Source organism: Kosakonia sacchari SP1 (assembly GCF_000300455.3).
GTDB classification, from domain to species: domain Bacteria; phylum Pseudomonadota; class Gammaproteobacteria; order Enterobacterales; family Enterobacteriaceae; genus Kosakonia; species Kosakonia sacchari.
This window is the reverse complement of record NZ_CP007215.2, coordinates 3,903,946-3,921,215: the sequence shown is the minus strand read 5'-3', so window position 1 is coordinate 3,921,215 and position 17,270 is coordinate 3,903,946. Positions and strand designations below refer to the sequence as shown.

General features: G+C 53.0%; 13 protein-coding genes, 3 tRNA genes and 2 rRNA genes. 9 read left to right on the top strand and 9 right to left on the bottom strand.

What is annotated here, in order from left to right:
* Positions 1 to 79 precede the first annotated feature (79 nt).
* The 4 genes from C813_RS41580 (at position 80) to C813_RS41565 (ending at position 3,596) form a co-directional block, all read left to right on the top strand.
* A tRNA-Glu gene (locus C813_RS41580) sits at positions 80 to 155 on the top strand.
* A gap of 194 nt (positions 156 to 349) precedes the next feature.
* Positions 350 to 3,255: ribosomal RNA gene (locus C813_RS41575) — 23S ribosomal RNA — on the top strand.
* Between the two features lie 94 nt (positions 3,256 to 3,349).
* A 5S ribosomal RNA gene (rrf, locus tag C813_RS41570) occupies positions 3,350 to 3,465 on the top strand.
* A 54-nt stretch (positions 3,466 to 3,519) separates the two neighbouring features.
* Positions 3,520 to 3,596: transfer RNA gene (locus tag C813_RS41565), tRNA-Asp, on the top strand.
* A gap of 237 nt (positions 3,597 to 3,833) precedes the next feature.
* On the opposite strand, the gene fabF is transcribed toward C813_RS41565, so the two are convergent.
* From fabF to C813_RS41545, 4 genes are read right to left on the bottom strand one after another with little or no spacing between them, the layout of a single operon-like run.
* Positions 3,834 to 5,108 (bottom strand): beta-ketoacyl-ACP synthase II, encoded by a 1,275-nt coding sequence (gene fabF / locus C813_RS41560; RefSeq protein ID WP_025263722.1) that lies wholly within the window; start codon positions 5,106 to 5,108, stop codon positions 3,834 to 3,836.
* Between the two features lie 19 nt (positions 5,109 to 5,127).
* Positions 5,128 to 6,690 carry a DHA2 family efflux MFS transporter permease subunit gene (locus C813_RS41555; protein ID WP_017458715.1) on the bottom strand — a complete coding sequence of 521 codons (1,563 nt, stop codon included), beginning with the start codon at positions 6,688 to 6,690 and terminating at the stop codon, positions 5,128 to 5,130.
* Positions 6,687 to 7,730: an HlyD family secretion protein gene (locus C813_RS41550; RefSeq protein ID WP_017458716.1), complete on the bottom strand. Its 1,044-nt coding sequence runs from the start codon at positions 7,728 to 7,730 to the stop codon at positions 6,687 to 6,689. The genes C813_RS41555 and C813_RS41550 overlap by 4 nt, the downstream gene beginning before the upstream one ends.
* The gene (locus C813_RS41545) at positions 7,717 to 8,271 is read right to left on the bottom strand and encodes a winged helix-turn-helix transcriptional regulator (protein WP_017458717.1); all 555 of its coding nucleotides are present in this window, start codon (positions 8,269 to 8,271) and stop codon (positions 7,717 to 7,719) included. The genes C813_RS41550 and C813_RS41545 overlap by 14 nt, the downstream gene beginning before the upstream one ends.
* Before the next feature lie 202 nt (positions 8,272 to 8,473).
* Here C813_RS41545 and dkgB point away from each other — a divergent pair, with 202 nt between their 5' ends.
* Complete coding sequence (gene dkgB / locus C813_RS41540; protein ID WP_017458718.1) at positions 8,474 to 9,277, top strand: 2,5-didehydrogluconate reductase DkgB; 804 nt, start codon at positions 8,474 to 8,476, stop codon at positions 9,275 to 9,277.
* Positions 9,278 to 9,314: 37 nt separating this feature from the next.
* On the opposite strand, the gene yafC is transcribed toward dkgB, so the two are convergent.
* On the bottom strand, positions 9,315 to 10,202 hold the full coding sequence (yafC, locus tag C813_RS41535) for a DNA-binding transcriptional regulator YafC (protein ID WP_017458719.1): 888 nt from the start codon (positions 10,200 to 10,202) through the stop codon (positions 9,315 to 9,317).
* Positions 10,203 to 10,432: 230 nt separating this feature from the next.
* Between yafC and C813_RS41530 the strand changes: the two genes are divergently transcribed.
* The gene (locus C813_RS41530; RefSeq protein ID WP_071908240.1) at positions 10,433 to 11,230 is read left to right on the top strand and encodes an endonuclease/exonuclease/phosphatase family protein; all 798 of its coding nucleotides are present in this window, start codon (positions 10,433 to 10,435) and stop codon (positions 11,228 to 11,230) included.
* A gap of 61 nt (positions 11,231 to 11,291) precedes the next feature.
* Here C813_RS41530 and mltD read toward each other — a convergent pair whose 3' ends face one another.
* Together mltD and gloB are read right to left on the bottom strand one after the other, a co-directional pair.
* On the bottom strand, positions 11,292 to 12,662 hold the full coding sequence (mltD, locus tag C813_RS41525; protein ID WP_025263721.1) for a murein transglycosylase D: 1,371 nt from the start codon (positions 12,660 to 12,662) through the stop codon (positions 11,292 to 11,294).
* Positions 12,663 to 12,736: 74 nt separating this feature from the next.
* Complete coding sequence (gene gloB / locus C813_RS41520; RefSeq protein ID WP_017458722.1) at positions 12,737 to 13,492, bottom strand: hydroxyacylglutathione hydrolase; 756 nt, start codon at positions 13,490 to 13,492, stop codon at positions 12,737 to 12,739.
* A 33-nt stretch (positions 13,493 to 13,525) separates the two neighbouring features.
* Here gloB and C813_RS41515 point away from each other — a divergent pair, with 33 nt between their 5' ends.
* On the top strand, positions 13,526 to 14,233 hold the full coding sequence (locus C813_RS41515; RefSeq protein WP_017458723.1) for a class I SAM-dependent methyltransferase: 708 nt from the start codon (positions 13,526 to 13,528) through the stop codon (positions 14,231 to 14,233).
* Here C813_RS41515 and rnhA read toward each other — a convergent pair.
* On the bottom strand, positions 14,230 to 14,796 hold the full coding sequence (rnhA, locus tag C813_RS41510) for a ribonuclease HI (protein WP_161796289.1): 567 nt from the start codon (positions 14,794 to 14,796) through the stop codon (positions 14,230 to 14,232). The genes C813_RS41515 and rnhA overlap by 4 nt on opposite strands.
* Between rnhA and dnaQ the strand changes: the two genes are divergently transcribed.
* The gene (gene dnaQ, locus C813_RS41505; RefSeq protein ID WP_017458725.1) at positions 14,750 to 15,481 is read left to right on the top strand and encodes a DNA polymerase III subunit epsilon; all 732 of its coding nucleotides are present in this window, start codon (positions 14,750 to 14,752) and stop codon (positions 15,479 to 15,481) included. The genes rnhA and dnaQ overlap by 47 nt on opposite strands.
* A gap of 135 nt (positions 15,482 to 15,616) precedes the next feature.
* Positions 15,617 to 15,693: transfer RNA gene (locus C813_RS41500), tRNA-Asp, on the top strand.
* A 46-nt stretch (positions 15,694 to 15,739) separates the two neighbouring features.
* Here C813_RS41500 and C813_RS41495 read toward each other — a convergent pair.
* Positions 15,740 to 17,215, bottom strand: coding sequence for an NCS1 family nucleobase:cation symporter-1 (locus C813_RS41495; protein ID WP_017458726.1), 1,476 nt, complete (start codon positions 17,213 to 17,215; stop codon positions 15,740 to 15,742).
* Positions 17,216 to 17,270: the final 55 nt, after the last annotated feature.

The window sequence follows — 17,270 nt, the reverse complement described above, 5'->3', positions numbered from 1 at the left end:
AATAAAGCCGCTCGCTTTCTGTTAATGAAAGCTCACCCTACACGAAAATATCACGCAGCGCGTGATATGCAATTTTCGTGTCCCCTTCGTCTAGAGGCCCAGGACACCGCCCTTTCACGGCGGTAACAGGGGTTCGAATCCCCTAGGGGACGCCACTTGCGCGGTAATGTGTGAAAGGCGTTGCCAGCCGTATCTCAAAACTGACTTGCGAGTCACGTTTGAGATATTTGCTCTTTAAAAATCTGGATCAAGCTGAAAATTGAAACACTGAACAGTGTGAACTGTTCTGTGAGTCTCTCAAATTTTTACAGCGCGATGATGAATCGAAAGAAACATCTTCGGGTTGTGAGGTTAAGCGACTAAGCGTACACGGTGGATGCCCTGGCAGTCAGAGGCGATGAAGGACGTGCTAATCTGCGAAAAGCGCCGGTAAGGTGATATGAACCGTTATAGCCGGCGATGTCCGAATGGGGAAACCCAGTGTGACTCGTCACACTATCATTAACTGAATCCATAGGTTAATGAGGCGAACCGGGGGAACTGAAACATCTAAGTACCCCGAGGAAAAGAAATCAACCGAGATTCCCCCAGTAGCGGCGAGCGAACGGGGAGGAGCCCAGAGTCTGAATCAGCTTGTGTGTTAGTGGAAGCGTCTGGAAAGTCGCGCGATACAGGGTGACAGCCCCGTACACAAAAGCACACAGGCTGTGAGCTCGATGAGTAGGGCGGGACACGTGGTATCCTGTCTGAATATGGGGGGACCATCCTCCAAGGCTAAATACTCCTGACTGACCGATAGTGAACCAGTACCGTGAGGGAAAGGCGAAAAGAACCCCGGCGAGGGGAGTGAAAAAGAACCTGAAACCGTGTACGTACAAGCAGTGGGAGCCTCTTGATGGGGTGACTGCGTACCTTTTGTATAATGGGTCAGCGACTTATATTCTGTAGCAAGGTTAACCGAATAGGGGAGCCGAAGGGAAACCGAGTCTTAACTGGGCGTTAAGTTGCAGGGTATAGACCCGAAACCCGGTGATCTAGCCATGGGCAGGTTGAAGGTTGGGTAACACTAACTGGAGGACCGAACCGACTAATGTTGAAAAATTAGCGGATGACCTGTGGCTGGGGGTGAAAGGCCAATCAAACCGGGAGATAGCTGGTTCTCCCCGAAAGCTATTTAGGTAGCGCCTCGTGAATTCATCTCCGGGGGTAGAGCACTGTTTCGGCTAGGGGGCCATCCCGGCTTACCAACCCGATGCAAACTACGAATACCGGAGAATGTTATCACGGGAGACACACGGCGGGTGCTAACGTCCGTCGTGAAGAGGGAAACAACCCAGACCGCCAGCTAAGGTCCCAAAGTCATGGTTAAGTGGGAAACGATGTGGGAAGGCCCAGACAGCCAGGATGTTGGCTTAGAAGCAGCCATCATTTAAAGAAAGCGTAATAGCTCACTGGTCGAGTCGGCCTGCGCGGAAGATGTAACGGGGCTAAACCATGCACCGAAGCTGCGGCAGCGACACTATGTGTTGTTGGGTAGGGGAGCGTTCTGTAAGCCTGCGAAGGTGGCCTGTGAGGGTTGCTGGAGGTATCAGAAGTGCGAATGCTGACATAAGTAACGATAAAGCGGGTGAAAAGCCCGCTCGCCGGAAGACCAAGGGTTCCTGTCCAACGTTAATCGGGGCAGGGTGAGTCGACCCCTAAGGCGAGGCCGAAAGGCGTAGTCGATGGGAAACAGGTTAATATTCCTGTACTTGGTGTTACTGCGAAGGGGGGACGGAGAAGGCTATGTTAGCCGGGCGACGGTTGTCCCGGTTTAAGCGTGAAGGTGTGTGCTCCAGGCAAATCCGGAGTGCTTTAACACTGAGGCGTGATGACGAGGCACTACGGTGCTGAAGTAACAAATGCCCTGCTTCCAGGAAAAGCCTCTAAGCTCCAGGTAACACGAAATCGTACCCCAAACCGACACAGGTGGTCAGGTAGAGAATACCAAGGCGCTTGAGAGAACTCGGGTGAAGGAACTAGGCAAAATGGTGCCGTAACTTCGGGAGAAGGCACGCTGATATGTAGGTGAAGCGACTTGCTCGTGGAGCTGAAATCAGTCGAAGATACCAGCTGGCTGCAACTGTTTATTAAAAACACAGCACTGTGCAAACACGAAAGTGGACGTATACGGTGTGACGCCTGCCCGGTGCCGGAAGGTTAATTGATGGGGTCATCCGTAAGGAGAAGCTCTTGATCGAAGCCCCGGTAAACGGCGGCCGTAACTATAACGGTCCTAAGGTAGCGAAATTCCTTGTCGGGTAAGTTCCGACCTGCACGAATGGCGTAATGATGGCCAGGCTGTCTCCACCCGAGACTCAGTGAAATTGAACTCGCTGTGAAGATGCAGTGTACCCGCGGCAAGACGGAAAGACCCCGTGAACCTTTACTATAGCTTGACACTGAACACTGGTCCTTGATGTGTAGGATAGGTGGGAGGCTTTGAAGCGTGGACGCCAGTCTGCGTGGAGCCATCCTTGAAATACCACCCTTTAATGGCTGGTGTTCTAACGTGGACCCGTAATCCGGGTTGCGGACAGTGTCTGGTGGGTAGTTTGACTGGGGCGGTCTCCTCCTAAAGCGTAACGGAGGAGCACGAAGGTCAGCTAATCCTGGTCGGACATCAGGAGGTTAGTGCAATGGCATAAGCTGGCTTGACTGCGAGCGTGACGGCGCGAGCAGGTGCGAAAGCAGGTCATAGTGATCCGGTGGTTCTGAATGGAAGGGCCATCGCTCAACGGATAAAAGGTACTCCGGGGATAACAGGCTGATACCGCCCAAGAGTTCATATCGACGGCGGTGTTTGGCACCTCGATGTCGGCTCATCACATCCTGGGGCTGAAGTAGGTCCCAAGGGTATGGCTGTTCGCCATTTAAAGTGGTACGCGAGCTGGGTTTAGAACGTCGTGAGACAGTTCGGTCCCTATCTGCCGTGGGCGCTGGAGAATTGAGGGGGGCTGCTCCTAGTACGAGAGGACCGGAGTGGACGCATCACTGGTGTTCGGGTTGTCATGCCAATGGCACTGCCCGGTAGCTAAATGCGGAAGAGATAAGTGCTGAAAGCATCTAAGCACGAAACTTGCCCCGAGATGAGTTCTCCCTGAGCCTTTAAGTCTCCTGAAGGAACGTTGAAGACGACGACGTTGATAGGCCGGGTGTGTAAGCGCAGCGATGCGTTGAGCTAACCGGTACTAATGAACCGTGAGGCTTAACCTTACAACGCCGAAGATGTTTTGGCGGTGAGAGACATGAAATCAGCTTGATGACAGATTACATCAGAACGTAAAAGCGGTCTGATAAACAGAATTTGCCTGGCGGCAACAGCGCGGTGGTCCCACCTGACCCCATGCCGAACTCAGAAGTGAAACGCCGTAGCGCCGATGGTAGTGTGGGGTCTCCCCATGCGAGAGTAGGGAACTGCCAGGCATCAAATTAGCAGTGAACCGGGGCAACAAACCGGTGGTTGTAAAGAAATTCGGTGGAGCGGTAGTTCAGTCGGTTAGAATACCTGCCTGTCACGCAGGGGGTCGCGGGTTCGAGTCCCGTCCGTTCCGCCACTCAATTAAGAGCCGCATCTTTAACGAGATGCGGTTTTTTTTCGCCTGTTATTTCGATAAAAAAGGCAATCGCGCCCTTTTTACCGTACGTCACTCTCAGCGTTTCAGCAGCAGGCTTGCGTTCACGCCACCAAATCCAAAACTATTTGATAAGGCATAACGCATCTCTAACGAGATGCGGTTTTTTTTCGCCTGTTATTTCGATAAAAAGGGCAATCACGCCCTTTTTACCATATGTCATTCCCAGCGTTTCAGCAGCAGGCTGGCGTTCACGCCACCAAATCCAAAGCCATTTGATAAGGCATAACGCATCTCCAGCGGCTGCGCAGTCAGCGCAACTAAATGCAGCCCTTCAGCCTCGGCGTCAGGGTGATGCAAATTTAGCGTTGGGGGTACAACCTGATCACGTAAAGCCAGAATAGTGAAAATAGCTTCGATACCGCCTGCCGCGCCCAACAAATGACCCGTTGCTGATTTTGTAGAGGTAATAGCAACCGGAGTGTCACCAAAAAGCCCCTTAATCGCCGCCAGTTCTCCTTTATCTCCGACCTGTGTTGAGGTCGCATGTGCATTAATATGCTGGATGTCCGCAGTGGTAATCTCAGCCTGGCGAATGGCTGCTTCCATGGCGCGACGTGCACCGTTACCATCTTCCGGGCCTGCCGTCAGATGGTACGCATCCGCGCTGGTTCCGTATCCCACCAGTTCTGCCAGCGGTGTCGCACCGCGTGCCTGGGCATGTTCCAGCGATTCGATAACGAGCAATCCGGCGCCTTCTCCCATTACAAAACCGTCACGATCGCGATCAAATGGCCGCGATGCTGTCGTTGGATCGTCGTTGAAACTGCTTGATAGTGCTCGTGCAGCCGCAAAACCGGCAAGACTCACCCGATGTATTGCCGCCTCACTGCCACCACACAGCGCAATATCCGCTTCACCGCTACGGATCATGCGTGCGGCGTCACCGATTGCCTGCGCCCCTGCGGCACATGCGGTTACCGGTGCGCCAATCGGTCCGCGAAAACCATGCGCAATTGAAACATGTCCGGCAGCAAGGTTGGCGAGGAAAGAGGGGATAGTAAAAGGGGAGAGTCGACGAGGCCCGCGATCATCCGTTGTGCGCACAGCATTGGCGATTTCGTTAAACCCACCGATCCCGGTTGCAATTACCGTGGCCGTGCGATCTTTTTCTGCTTGATCCTGTGGAAACCAGTTCGCCTGCGTCAGGGCTTCTTTTGCCGCTACCAGCGCGAACTCAATAAAACGATCCATCTTTTTGCGCTCTTTGACTGGAATAGCCGCCAGCGGATCAAAACCGTGGTGCGGATCCTCTTCTATAGAAGGGACCTGTCCTGCCACTTTGCAGGGAATATCGTCGACAACCTCATCTGCAAGCCGGCTAATCCCTGATTTACCTTGTAATAGCGATTGCCATACATGCGAGACACCACAACCCAAGGGGCTGACAATTCCCATACCTGTTACCACGATGCGTTTTGTTGAAACGCTCATCATCACTTCTCCTGAAATATCATGCCGTTTGCGGTTTTTTCATTAAGGGAACCAGCAGCGCAGCGATTAAAAAACCTAACATGATCAGATAGAAAGCATCTGAAAACGCTTGTGTTCGTGCCTCACGCAACGTGATGACCGAAAGATTCTTTAGCGCAGCACTGCTGGCGATATCGGGTGAAATTCCCTGACTAACCAATCTGCTGACGTTGCTCTGAATGAATTCCGTGACGGAAAGAGAGGCGTTATTGAGATGATCCGCGAGGCGACTGTAGTGCAAATTGGTTCGGTCATTAATCACGGTGCCGCACAAGGCGATGCCAATCGCGCCGCCCAGATTGCGCATCAAATTGAACAGACCTGATGCCAGCTTCAGCCGCGTCGGCGGCAGGCTACCAAGCGTCAGCGTGACCGTCGGGGCAACCGCAAATTGTTGCGCCAGGCCGCGAAATGCTTGCGGTAAAAGAAGTTCTTGCGCTCCCCACTCATGGGTGAGCGGAATAAAGCTGTACATCGACAACGCAAATCCAAGCAGCCCTGCCATCAGCAACCAACGTAAATCGACCCGATTTGCAAGCCACGCATAGAACGGGATCGACAGCACCTGAAAAAGCCCAGTAGAAAACACCGCCAGACCAATTTCCAGTGCGCTAAAGCCGCGCACCGTGCCAAGAAATAAGGGCGTTAGATAGATCGTAGCAAAAATGCCAACCCCCGCCATAAACGAGAAGTAGCAGCCCAGCGCGAACGTTCTGTCCTTAAGCGCACGAAGATCCATCACCGGTTGCGTATGGCGTAACGTGCGAACAACAAAAAAGACGCCGCACAGCAACGCCACCCAGCCAGTGAGCGCTAAGGTGTTGTCATCAAACCAGCCCCAACGTGGGCCTTCTTCGAGGGTATATTCCAGACACCCCAGCGATACCGCGAGCAGCAGGATGCTCAGATAGTCCGCGCCGCGCAATAGCGACGGGTTTGGCGTATCAATTTTTACCAGAAGTGGCACGGCGAGGGTGATGTAAATCCCCGGTACGATGTTGATATAAAACAGCCAGTGCCAGCTGAAGTTCTCGGTTATCCAGCCACCGACGGTGGGTCCAAGCGTCGGCGCCAGCGACGCCAACCCGCCAATCGTCGCTGCAGCGATGACGCGTTGTTTTCCCTGGAAAAAAGCAAAGGCGGTAGTGAAAACCAGCGGGATCATCGAGCCACCCGCCAGCCCTTGTAACGCCCGAAAAGCGATCATGCTTTGGATATTCCACGCCCAGCCGCAGAGCAGACTCATCACCGTAAACCCGGCTGCGGAGGCGGCAAACAACCAACGCGTGGACATCACCCGCGCCAGCCAGCCTGAGAGAGGAATAATGATTATTTCGGCGATCAGATAGCTGGTTTGTACCCATACTGTTTCATCATCACCGGCAGAAAGCCCTCCGCCGATATCACGTAGCGACGCCGACACAATCTGGATATCAATCAGGGCGATAAACATCCCCACACACATCGTCGCGAAGGCAAACACTTTCTGACTCACCGGCATTAAAAGGCCCGGTTGCAGCGGCACAGCATCGGTAGTGCTCATTGCGCGCTCTTTTCGTCAACAGTAACAATGACAGAAAACCCTGGGCGCAATACGCCGAGTTTTGCCGCTTCGCCCTCCAGCGCGATACGTACGGGCACGCGCTGGACTATCTTGGTGAAATTTCCGGTGGCATTTTCTGCCGGGAGAAGACTAAATCGTGAACCGGTTGCGGGGGAAACGCTGAGAACATGGCCATAGAACGTTCGACCCGGCATGACATCCGCCACAATGGTCGCGCGTTGGCCTGGGCGCATATGGGCTAGCTGGCTCTCTTTGAAATTAGCGTCGACCCATAAGCCTTCTGCGGGAACCAGTGAAAGCAGTTGCGTGCCGCCGCCGACGAAGGAGCCGGACCAGGCCCGACGATTCCCTGTCACGCCATCGAACGGGGCGCGGATCTCGGTATAACTCAGGTTTAATTTCGCGATTTCAAGATTCGCCTGAGCTTGCTGCAGTGCGGCTTGCGTCTGTTTTTCCCGTGCATCAAGCACAGCCAGCTGGCGCATGGCAACAGCATTATCCGCCCGCGCTTTGCTCTCCTGCGCACGTGCCTGGCGATAATCTGCAGCCGCGTTTTCCCGTACCTGTGCAGAAACGGCACTGGACATCACCAGCGCGCCGTAACGGCGGTTGTCATTGGCTGACTTATCACTCACCGCTTTAGCAGCAGCCAACGATGCTGTTGCGCCTTCAATGGTCGCCAGTTGCAACTGGCGCGTCGCGGCGATATCAGCCAGCGCCGCCTGCTGCGCGGCGACTTCACCGGCGGCTTTCGCCAGTGCAGCCTGGTAATCCCGGTCATCAAGGCGGACTAAAAGGTTGCCTTTTTTGACCAGCATATTGTCCTGAACGGCAATCTGTTGGACATAACCGGACACTTTACTGGAGATGGCGCTGATATCACCACCGACGTAGGCATCGTCGGTGGATTGTATAAATCGCCCGCTTTGCCACCAGTACACGCCGTAACCCGCAACGGCGAGCAGCGCTGTGGCTAACAGCACCAAGGTAAGTGCCTTTTTCTTTTTACTGAGCGTCATTATTGCGGCTCACATAGTGAAGAGGGGCGAATTTTTGCGTGTTATCGCCCGCGCGTTTGCGTAGCAAATAATCGTGGCGGTAATGGATAACCGGTGCAGCCGCAGGGCCGGGCACCAGTGTATATTTCTCCGGCGTGATGGGTTCCCCAGTTGCTTTATCAATAAGGATGGTCTCAACCGGGCGCTGTGTTGCACGCTCAACTAACTCTATTTGCGCGCCTTCTGGCGAGAAGTGACGGTTTCCCCATTCCACCAGGGCGAGGATCACCGGGCGAAAATCGCGCCCGAGGGCCGTGAGGTGATATTCATAGCGTGGCGGTGTTGTGCTGTAGCTCACTTTTTCCAGCAGCCCGTCATCAACCAACTCTTTCAGACGACGAGAGAGAATGTTGGGGGCGACATTGGCGCTTTTCTGGAACTCATCAAAACGTGTGAAACCGGCAAAAGCGTCACGCAGGATGATTATGCTCCAGCTGTCACCAATGCGGCCTAAGCTACGGGCAATGGGGCAGGGAGCGTTGCAAAGCGGTTCATTTTTCATGGTCTGACCCGGTTACTGATTAGATTCTGCGCTCACGGTGACATAGTGACTTTCAAAATGCAAGTAACTATCTTTGCGCGCTGAATTCCTGACTTTTGCTTCTCGGGCAAAAAACCTCTGCTTTTTCGCCTCTTTTTCCCCTTACTGAAGCGGGGAATAATCAGCGCAACGAAACATTACGAAATCAGAAAGAGGAATTCTTATGGCTATCCCTGCATTCGGTCTTGGTACCTTTCGTTTAACTGACGAAGCGGTTATCGCTTCTGTGAAAAATGCCCTTGAGCTGGGCTATCGCGTGATTGATACCGCGCAGATCTACGGTAACGAAGCTGCCATTGGCGAAGCGCTGGCTCAGAGCGGTGTTGCGCGTGAAGAGCTGTTTATCACCACCAAAATCTGGACCGAAAATCTGGGCGCAGACAAACTGATCCCTAGCCTGAAAGAGAGCCTGAAAAAATTAGGCACGGATTATGTTGATCTGACCCTGATTCACTGGCCGTCTCCGGGCGCAGCTGTGGCAGTTGATGTCTCTATGCAAGAGCTGATGAAGGCAAAAACGCAGGGGCTGACGCGCCAGATTGGTGTGTCGAACTTCACCATTTCGCTGATGGAGCAGGCCATTGCCGCCGTGGGCGCGGAAAATATCGCCACTAACCAGATTGAATTGTCACCGTATCTGCAAAACCGTAAAGTCGTTGACTGGGCGAAACAGCACGGTATCCATATCACCTCTTACATGACGCTCGCATACGGTAAGGCGCTGAAAGACGAAGTGATTGGTCGTATCGCACAGAAACATAACGCTACGCCGGCGCAGGTAATCCTGGCATGGGCGATGGGCGAAGGTTATGCGGTTATCCCGTCTTCGACCAAGCGTGAGAACCTGGCAAGCAACCTGCTGGCACAGTCGCTTAAGCTGGATGCGGAAGATAAAGCGGAAATCGCGAAGCTTGATTGCAATGACCGTCTGGTCAGCCCGGAAGGCCTGGCGCCGAAGTGGGATTAATCGAGAATTCAACAGGAGCGTAATGCTCCCGTTGTTGTTATTGCGGCAGATGTTCGCTGATAAAATCAATAAAGGCACGAATACGCGTACTCACCGCCCGGTCGCTGTAATAGACTGCACTAAACGGCATCTCTACCGGCAGGCGCTGATCCGCCAGTAAATCTACCAGTTCCCCACTTGCCAGCTCCTTATCAATCATATAGTCCGACAAACTGGCGATACCGTTGCCGCTCAGACACAAGTGTTTAAGCGTTTCTCCGCTATTTGAGGAAATATCCGGCGTCGCTTCAAACAGTTGACCATCGGCAGAAGCAATTGGCCAGGTGTTGAGGGAGACCGGTTCGGTAAACCCGAGTAACACATGATTACGCAACTCTTCGACGGTTTCAGGCTTGCCATGGTGAGCGATGTAATCCGGTGAGGCGATAATTTTCCGATAGCTCTTGAACAGCGGGCGGGCGCGCAGACTGGAGTCAGTCAGTTTCCCCACGCGGATAGCCACATCCACTTTACGCTCAATCAAATTGATAAACGTCTCGCTTGAGACCAGAGAAAGGTTGATTTCCGGGTAGCGTTCACGAAACGGTTTAATCAGCGGCATAAGGAAATGCAGTACGACCGGCGTTGCCGCATCAATGCGCAACGTACCGCGCGGCGTGGATTTCGTTTCCATCACCTCTGTTTCTGCGGCCGCCATCTCCTGCAATACGCTTTGTACGCGGCGGAAATAGCGTTCGCCTTCTTCGGTTAAACTGAGCTGGCGCGTGGTGCGATTAAGCAAATTTACGCCCAGCTTGTTCTCCAGTTTTTTAACTGCACGGCTGATCGCCGAGTTCGCCTGGCCCAGGCGTTCCGCTGCCCGACTGAAGCTGCCGCTTTCGACAACAGCGACAAAAATCGCGAGTTCTTCTGAGGTGGTTTTCATTATTGCCTCTGTAGCAACACTGCAACGATATTATTCATCCATAAGCTATTTAACCATGTTGAAGCCTGTGATGCCACGCATGCGCGGCGCCGGTGGCATTAATAAGCGCTCACTAACCATAACCGGGGGTTTTTCTGCCGATTGTGCGTTGAAAGTGTGCGCTAAAATCCCTATAACTGAATGACCGCCCGGGAACCGGGTGTGGAAATCAATGAGGTTTGAAGCCGAAAGTGCCAAAGAATACCTATGCCATGCGATATGTTGCCGGACAGCCAGCGGAGCGAATTTTACCGCCGGGATCCTTCGCGAGTATCGGCAAAGCGTTGCCTGCGGGTGTGCCTTTAAGCAGCGACGAAAAAATCCGTGTGCTGGTATGGAATATCTTTAAGCAGCAGCGCGCCGAGTGGTTATCGGTGCTGCAGAGCTTTGGCAAAGACGCTCATCTCGTGCTGTTACAGGAAGCGCAAACCACACCGGAACTGGTCAGGTTTGCGACCACTAACTATCTTGCTGCCGATCAGGTTCCCGCGTTTGTGCTGCCGCAACATCCCTCTGGCGTCATGACGCTTTCGTCCGCACATCCGGTCTATTGCTGCCCGCTGCGTGAGCGGGAGCCGATTTTACGGCTGGCGAAATCAGCGCTGGTCACGGTGTACCCGCTGCCTGATTTACGTAACCTGATGGTGGTGAACGTCCATGCGGTGAATTTCAGTCTGGGCGTGGATGTCTACAGCAAGCAGTTGCTGCCGATCGGCGATCAGATTATGCGCCACGCCGGGCCTGTAATTATGGCGGGGGATTTCAACGCCTGGAGCCGACCACGCATGAATGCGCTCTATCGCTTTACGCGCGATATGTCGTTGCGACAGGTTCGTTTCACAGATGACAATCGCCGCCGCGCCTTTGGTCGTCCGCTGGATTTTGTTTTTTATCGTGGTTTGAATGTGCAGGAAGCGTCGGTGCTGGTGACGCGCGCATCGGATCACAACCCGTTGCTGGTGGAGTTTACCCCAGCTAAACCGGCTTGAGGGGCGACAAGCAGGCAAAAAAAAGCACCGTGGGGAAACGGTGCTTTTTTATCGGTTTGTATCAGGAATCCGGTGTGGCGCTGTTCTTAACAAACAGTGTCAACTGATCGCCTGGTTGCAGATTATCGGTGTCGTTATTCCAGCGCATCACATCCTGGATGTTCACGCCGTGACGTTTCGCGATGCTCGATAACGAATCACCTTTGCGTACGCGATAGGTAATGCTATCGCTGTTGCTGGCGAGACGCTGTGCGCTGCTACCTGCACCTACCGTCAGACTCTGGCCCACTTTCAGGTTCGAACCGCGCAGGTTATTCCACTGCTGGATATCCTTTGCGCTAACGCCGAGACGCGCCGCGATGGCGGAAAGCGTATCGCCTGAGCGAACCTTGTAGCTCCGGCCTGGCAGCGGTGTGTTATCCGCAAGCTGGGTCGGCTGTACGGCCGCGATTTCGCCGGAGGCCAGTGATTCACGCAATTGATCGGCGTGTTTCTTCGGCACCATTACGTACTGCGGACCCGCTGAACCTAACGTCGAACCTTTAACGCCAGCGTTAAACGTTTTCAGTTTGTTCACCGAAATCCCGGCCATTTCTGCTAACTGATCGACCTCAACCGGGCTGCTCAGTCTGACTCGCGCCAGCGCACGGCTTTCGTCTGGTGTTGGCAGACTCACGCCATAGCGCTTACTGTTTTTGAGAATATCGCTCAAAGCCAGCATTTTAGGCACGTAAATCTTGGTTTCCTGCGGCAATGAAAGCGACCAGAAATCGGTGGGTTTACCCCGCGATTTATTGGCTTTCATCGCTTTCAACACGCGACCTTCACCACTGTTATAAGCAGCGACTGTCAGTAACCAGTCGCCATCAAACATGCGGTTAAGACGCTGCATCATGTCAAGCGCGGCCGTGGTAGAGGCCACAATGTCACGACGCGCATCGTAGCTGCGAGTCTGCTTTAAACCATAATTTCGCCCGGTGCTCGGTATGATCTGCCAAATGCCTGCGGCATTGGCGCCAGACGTCGCGTGTGGGTCAAAAGCGCTCTCCACTATGGGTAGTAGTACCAGTTCCATGGGCATGTTACGTTTTTTAACTTGCCCTGCTATCCAGTACATATACGGCTCTGCCCGTAAAGTTACATCGTGGAGATAGCTCTTATTGCTTAAATACTTGAGTTTTTGTTCGCGAATCCGGGTATTTTCCGGAATTCCCATCTTTAGCTCGTCGCTAATGGAGGTCCACAAGTCACTGTTATTCTGGGCGGCGAATGTTCCATCGTCCATCCACCGCGCCTGACTAGTAAACTTCCCTGCTTCCCCTTGACCAGCTGCAGAAAGGCTCTGTGCGTGCTGTTGTACCGTACCGTCGTGGTTAGACGCCTGGCACCCAGCAAGCAAGACAGAGGCGAATAAGATCGCTTTTGCCTTCATGTGTGTGTCAATAGTAGTTGCTTAAAAGACGAGCGATGATAACGGCGTCGTCTTTAAAAGGCAACCCGGAAATATCAGAAGTTATCTTTCTTTGACCTTAACCATGCGAAACGCTCCTCTGGGTGTTGCAACTTTGTTTCTTGGTTAATTACATCAATTAAATCAGTGTCTTCCGTGCGTAAAAATAAATTAATTCGCCGTTCATTTTTCAGAATTACGGGGAGTGTTTTTTGATTTTTCGCACGTAACTCATTAACTTTTCGATAATATTCGTTAAGTGCAGGATCCTGCGGTAAGATGCTGATCGCAAACTTCATATTCCCTAAAGTATATTCGTGTGCGCAGCAAATCACCGTATCATCAGGAAGCGCATTTATCTTACAAAAGGATTGATACATCTGGCTTGCCGTCCCTTCAAACAATCTTCCACAGCCACCAGAAAATAGCGTGTCACCGCAAAATAGATAAGGGGAACTGAAGAAACAGATATGTCCTAAAGTGTGACCTGGCGTGGCAAAGACGGAAAAATCATGTCCCAAAACGGAGATCACGTCCCCCTCTTTAACGATCTGGGTGGTTCCCTTATCTTGCGTTTCCTCTGGCCCATAAACCACTATATCCGGAAAATGCTGACGCAACGTGTTCACGCCGCCAACGTGGTCGTTATGATGATGGGTGAGCAAGATGGCTTCCGGCTGCCACTGGTTTTCTTCTAACGCGCGTAATACCGGTGCGGCTTCGCCCGGATCGACAATCAGGCAGCGACCATCATCATTGTTCAGCACCCAGATGTAGTTATCCTGGAACGCCGGAATACTGTTAAGATTCATAAATTACCTCTCAAAGCGTAGCGGAAGGTTGTGATGAAACCGGCAAGGACTCCTAAGACATTGGTCGCACCTGCAAGCTGGAGCGATTTACCTAAAGGCGCGCATTATCGTGAAGCGCTGGAAGGAGAACTTAAGCCGTGGTTTGCAAAAATGTATGGATTTCATTTGCTTAAAATCGGCAATCTGAGCGCGGAAATCAATGCCGAAAGCTGCGCTATTTCCCACCAGGTCAATGTTTCTCTCAGCGGCGAACCGGCGCAGGTGAGAGCCGATCCGCTGCATTTACCGTTCGCAGAGAAATCGGTGGATGCCTGCTTGCTGGCGCATACGCTTCCCTGGTGTACCGATCCGCATCGGTTATTGCAGGAAGTGGATCGTGTGTTAATTGACGACGGCTGGCTGGTGATGAGCGGTTTTAACCCGATTAGCCTGCTTGGGCTTTGCAAAGCGGTTCCTTTTGCGCGCCGATCACCTGCGGTAAAAAGCCGAATGTTCACCCTGATGCGCCAGTTTGACTGGTTATCGTTGCTCAATTTCGAGGTGTTACATTATAGCCGCTTTCGCGTCCTGCCCTGGACGAAACAGGGCGGGAAACTGCTTAGCACGCATTTACCGGCTTTAGGGTGTATGCAGCTTATTGTTGCGCGCAAACGCACCATTCCGCTTACATTAAACCCCATGAAATCGAGCCTCAGCAAACCCCGGGTTCGCCAGCCCGTGGGCGCAACCCGCCAGTCTTAACTCTCGGGCTGATAGCCCACATCTTCCTGAGTTGGGTTCATCGCGGCGGCGCGCGCCAGCTCATCGCAGCGTTCGTTTTCCGGGTGGCCTGCGTGGCCTTTTACCCATTCCCAGCGGATTTGATGTTGGCTGAGCGCCGCATCGAGCCGCTTCCAGAGATCGACATTTTTAACCGGTTTTTTTTCCGCTGTTTTCCAGCCGCGTTTTTTCCAGTTGTGGATCCACTGCGTGATCCCCTGGCGTACATACTGGCTGTCGGTGCTGAGCACCACTTCGCAATGCTCTTTTAACGCTTCCAGTGCCACAATAGCCGCCATCAGTTCCATCCGGTTATTGGTGGTGAGACGGTAGCCTTCGCTAAACAATCTTTCATGCTGACGATAGCGTAAAATCGCCCCGTAACCGCCCGGACCCGGGTTGCCAAGACAAGATCCGTCGGTGAAAATTTCTACCTGTTTAAGCATCTCTGGTAGACTTCCTGTGTTTAAAACGACAAGTCTGACATAAATGGCCGCTATGAGCACAGCAATTACACGACAGATCGTCCTCGATACCGAAACCACCGGTATGAACCAGATTGGCGCCCACTATGAAGGGCACAAGATTATTGAGATTGGTGCGGTGGAGGTGATCAACCGCCGCCTGACCGGTAACAACTACCATATTTATCTCAAGCCCGACCGGCTGGTGGATCCTGAAGCGTTTGGCGTTCACGGCATCGCTGACGAATTCCTGCTTGATAAACCGACGTTCGCCGACATCGCCGATGAGTTTATTGAATATATTCGCGGTGCGGAGCTGGTCATTCACAACGCGTCGTTTGATATCGGCTTTATGGATTACGAGTTCAGCAAGCTGAACCGTGGGATTCCAAAAACCGAAACGTTTTGCAAAATCACCGACAGCCTGGCGCTGGCACGTAAAATGTTCCCCGGCAAGCGCAACAGCCTTGATGCGCTCTGCTCGCGTTATGAAATAGATAACAGCAAACGTACGCTGCACGGCGCATTACTCGACTCCCAAATCCTTGCTGATGTCTATCTGATGATGACCGGCGGCCAGACATCAATGAAATTTGCGATGGAAGGCGAAGGGCAAACGCAAACAGGCGATGCGGGGATCCAGCGTGTTGTTCGTCAGGCAAACCGCTTGCGCGTGGTTTTAGCCAGTGATGAGGAGCTGATGGCCCATGAATCACGGCTTGATTTAGTGCAGAAGAAGGGCGGAAGCTGCCTGTGGCGTGGGTAAAATCGTTTTGTTAACGCAGGAAAATCACCGCACGGGTGATTTTTGCAGCAAACAATTCAAAACGATGGAAAAAACGTTGACGGCACCAGGTGCAATCCGTAATATGCGCCTCGTTCCCTAACAGGAACACAACGCGGAGCGGTAGTTCAGTCGGTTAGAATACCTGCCTGTCACGCAGGGGGTCGCGGGTTCGAGTCCCGTCCGTTCCGCCACTATTCAGAAGGCCTGAATCAGCAATGATTTAGGCCTTCGTCGTTTCTACTCCTTTGCCACCACGCGTTGGGCGGTAAATGATGTGCTGCTCACATCTTCACGTTCGTTACGCGCCAGAAAGCGGTAGCATCCCGCCCCGAGGAACGCGCCAATAAACCAGCTAAAATTGGCCACTTCATGCAGCGCCGGAATAAAGCTAATAATCAGCCCAACCGCCACCGACGGCACCAGCGCAGCAATTGCTTTCGGGTTAAAGCCGTTTTTGTACCAGTAACGCCCGTTTGGTGAGTCGGTAAACAGATCGTCGACAAACACATTTCCGCGTTTAATCAGATAAAAATCGGTCAGTAAAATACCGAACAACGGGCCAATAAACGCGCCGAGCACATCCAGCGTGTAGTGGATCAACTCCGGAGACTGGAACAAATTCCACGGTGTTAGCAGTACCGAGCCGACCGCCGCGATCATCCCACCGGTACGGAAACTGATTTTCTGTGGGGAACAGTTGGAAAAATCGAAGGCCGGGGAGACGAAGTTCGCCACAATATTGATACCGATGGTGGCGGTGATCATCGTCAGCAGCCCAATTGCCATTGCCAGGCTGCTGCCAACATGACTCACCGTTTCGATAGGATCGGTGATCATCTTGCCAAACAGCGATTGGGTGCCGGAAACAATCACTACTGTGACAATGGAAAACAGCAGGAAGTTAAACGGCAGCCCCCAGCGGTTGCCGCGGCGGATCTCCTGCATGCTTTTACCGTAACGGGAAAAATCGCCAAAATTGAGCAGCGGGCCGGAGAAGTAAGAAACCACTAACGCTGTCGCGGTGATCATCTGCCAGGTTTGCTCGCCTGCTGTGAGCTGTTTGCTGGCGAGCGTGAAAGAGATGCCGTCAATACCCGTTTGCCAGAGGATCCATCCCGCCAGCGCCATCATCACCACGTATACCGCCGGGCCGGCGATATCGATAAAACGTTTAATCGCGCTCATCCCGTGCCAGAACACCAGCGCTTGCAACACCCACATAATGCCGAAACAGATCCAGCCCAAATGCGACAGGCCCAGAAAGTGACCGTTGGTCAGGGGCGTAAGGGCAGGCCAAAATTTCAGGATCACCAGCATTAACGCGTTGGCTGCCAGATAGGTCTGAATGCCATACCACGCAAACGCAATCAGCCCGCGGATCACCGCCGGGATATTCGCGCCGAACACGCCAAATGCCTGACGGCAGATCACGGCATATGGCACACCGGCCATTTGGCTCGGTTTCGCCACCAGGTTTGCGCACAGCTGCACAATACAGATCCCCAACAACAGGCAAAGTAGCACCTGCCAGCTGGCAAGCCCTAAGGCGAAGAAGCTGGCGGCAACCACATAGCCGCCCATGCTATGCACGTCGGACATCCAGAAAGAGAAAATATTGTACCAGCTCCAGGTCTGATGGCGGGTCGGCGCCAAATCTTCATTGGTCAGGCGTGGGCTGTAGCGAGCATCGTAATTTGGTTCAAGGTTTGGCATGGATTCTGCTCCTCTGAATACAGATAGTGACATGTTGTCTGCTATCCCTCGTTGC

Excerpts from the sequence above, each read along its gene's own strand:
- gloB (WP_017458722.1), bottom strand. The coding sequence starts at position 13,492 with ATGAATCTTAACAGTATTCCGGCGTTCCAGGATAACTACATCTGGGTG.
- mltD (WP_025263721.1), bottom strand. The coding sequence starts at position 12,662 with ATGAAGGCAAAAGCGATCTTATTCGCCTCTGTCTTGCTTGCTGGGTGC.
- C813_RS41545 (WP_017458717.1), bottom strand. The coding sequence starts at position 8,271 with ATGAAAAATGAACCGCTTTGCAACGCTCCCTGCCCCATTGCCCGTAGC.
- dkgB (WP_017458718.1), top strand. The coding sequence starts at position 8,474 with ATGGCTATCCCTGCATTCGGTCTTGGTACCTTTCGTTTAACTGACGAA.
- fabF (WP_025263722.1), bottom strand. The coding sequence starts at position 5,108 with ATGAGCGTTTCAACAAAACGCATCGTGGTAACAGGTATGGGAATTGTC.
- C813_RS41555 (WP_017458715.1), bottom strand. The coding sequence starts at position 6,690 with ATGAGCACTACCGATGCTGTGCCGCTGCAACCGGGCCTTTTAATGCCG.
- C813_RS41495 (WP_017458726.1), bottom strand. The coding sequence starts at position 17,215 with ATGCCAAACCTTGAACCAAATTACGATGCTCGCTACAGCCCACGCCTG.
- C813_RS41515 (WP_017458723.1), top strand. The coding sequence starts at position 13,526 with ATGAAACCGGCAAGGACTCCTAAGACATTGGTCGCACCTGCAAGCTGG.
- C813_RS41550 (WP_017458716.1), bottom strand. The coding sequence starts at position 7,730 with ATGACGCTCAGTAAAAAGAAAAAGGCACTTACCTTGGTGCTGTTAGCC.
- yafC (WP_017458719.1), bottom strand. The coding sequence starts at position 10,202 with ATGAAAACCACCTCAGAAGAACTCGCGATTTTTGTCGCTGTTGTCGAA.
- dnaQ (WP_017458725.1), top strand. The coding sequence starts at position 14,750 with ATGAGCACAGCAATTACACGACAGATCGTCCTCGATACCGAAACCACC.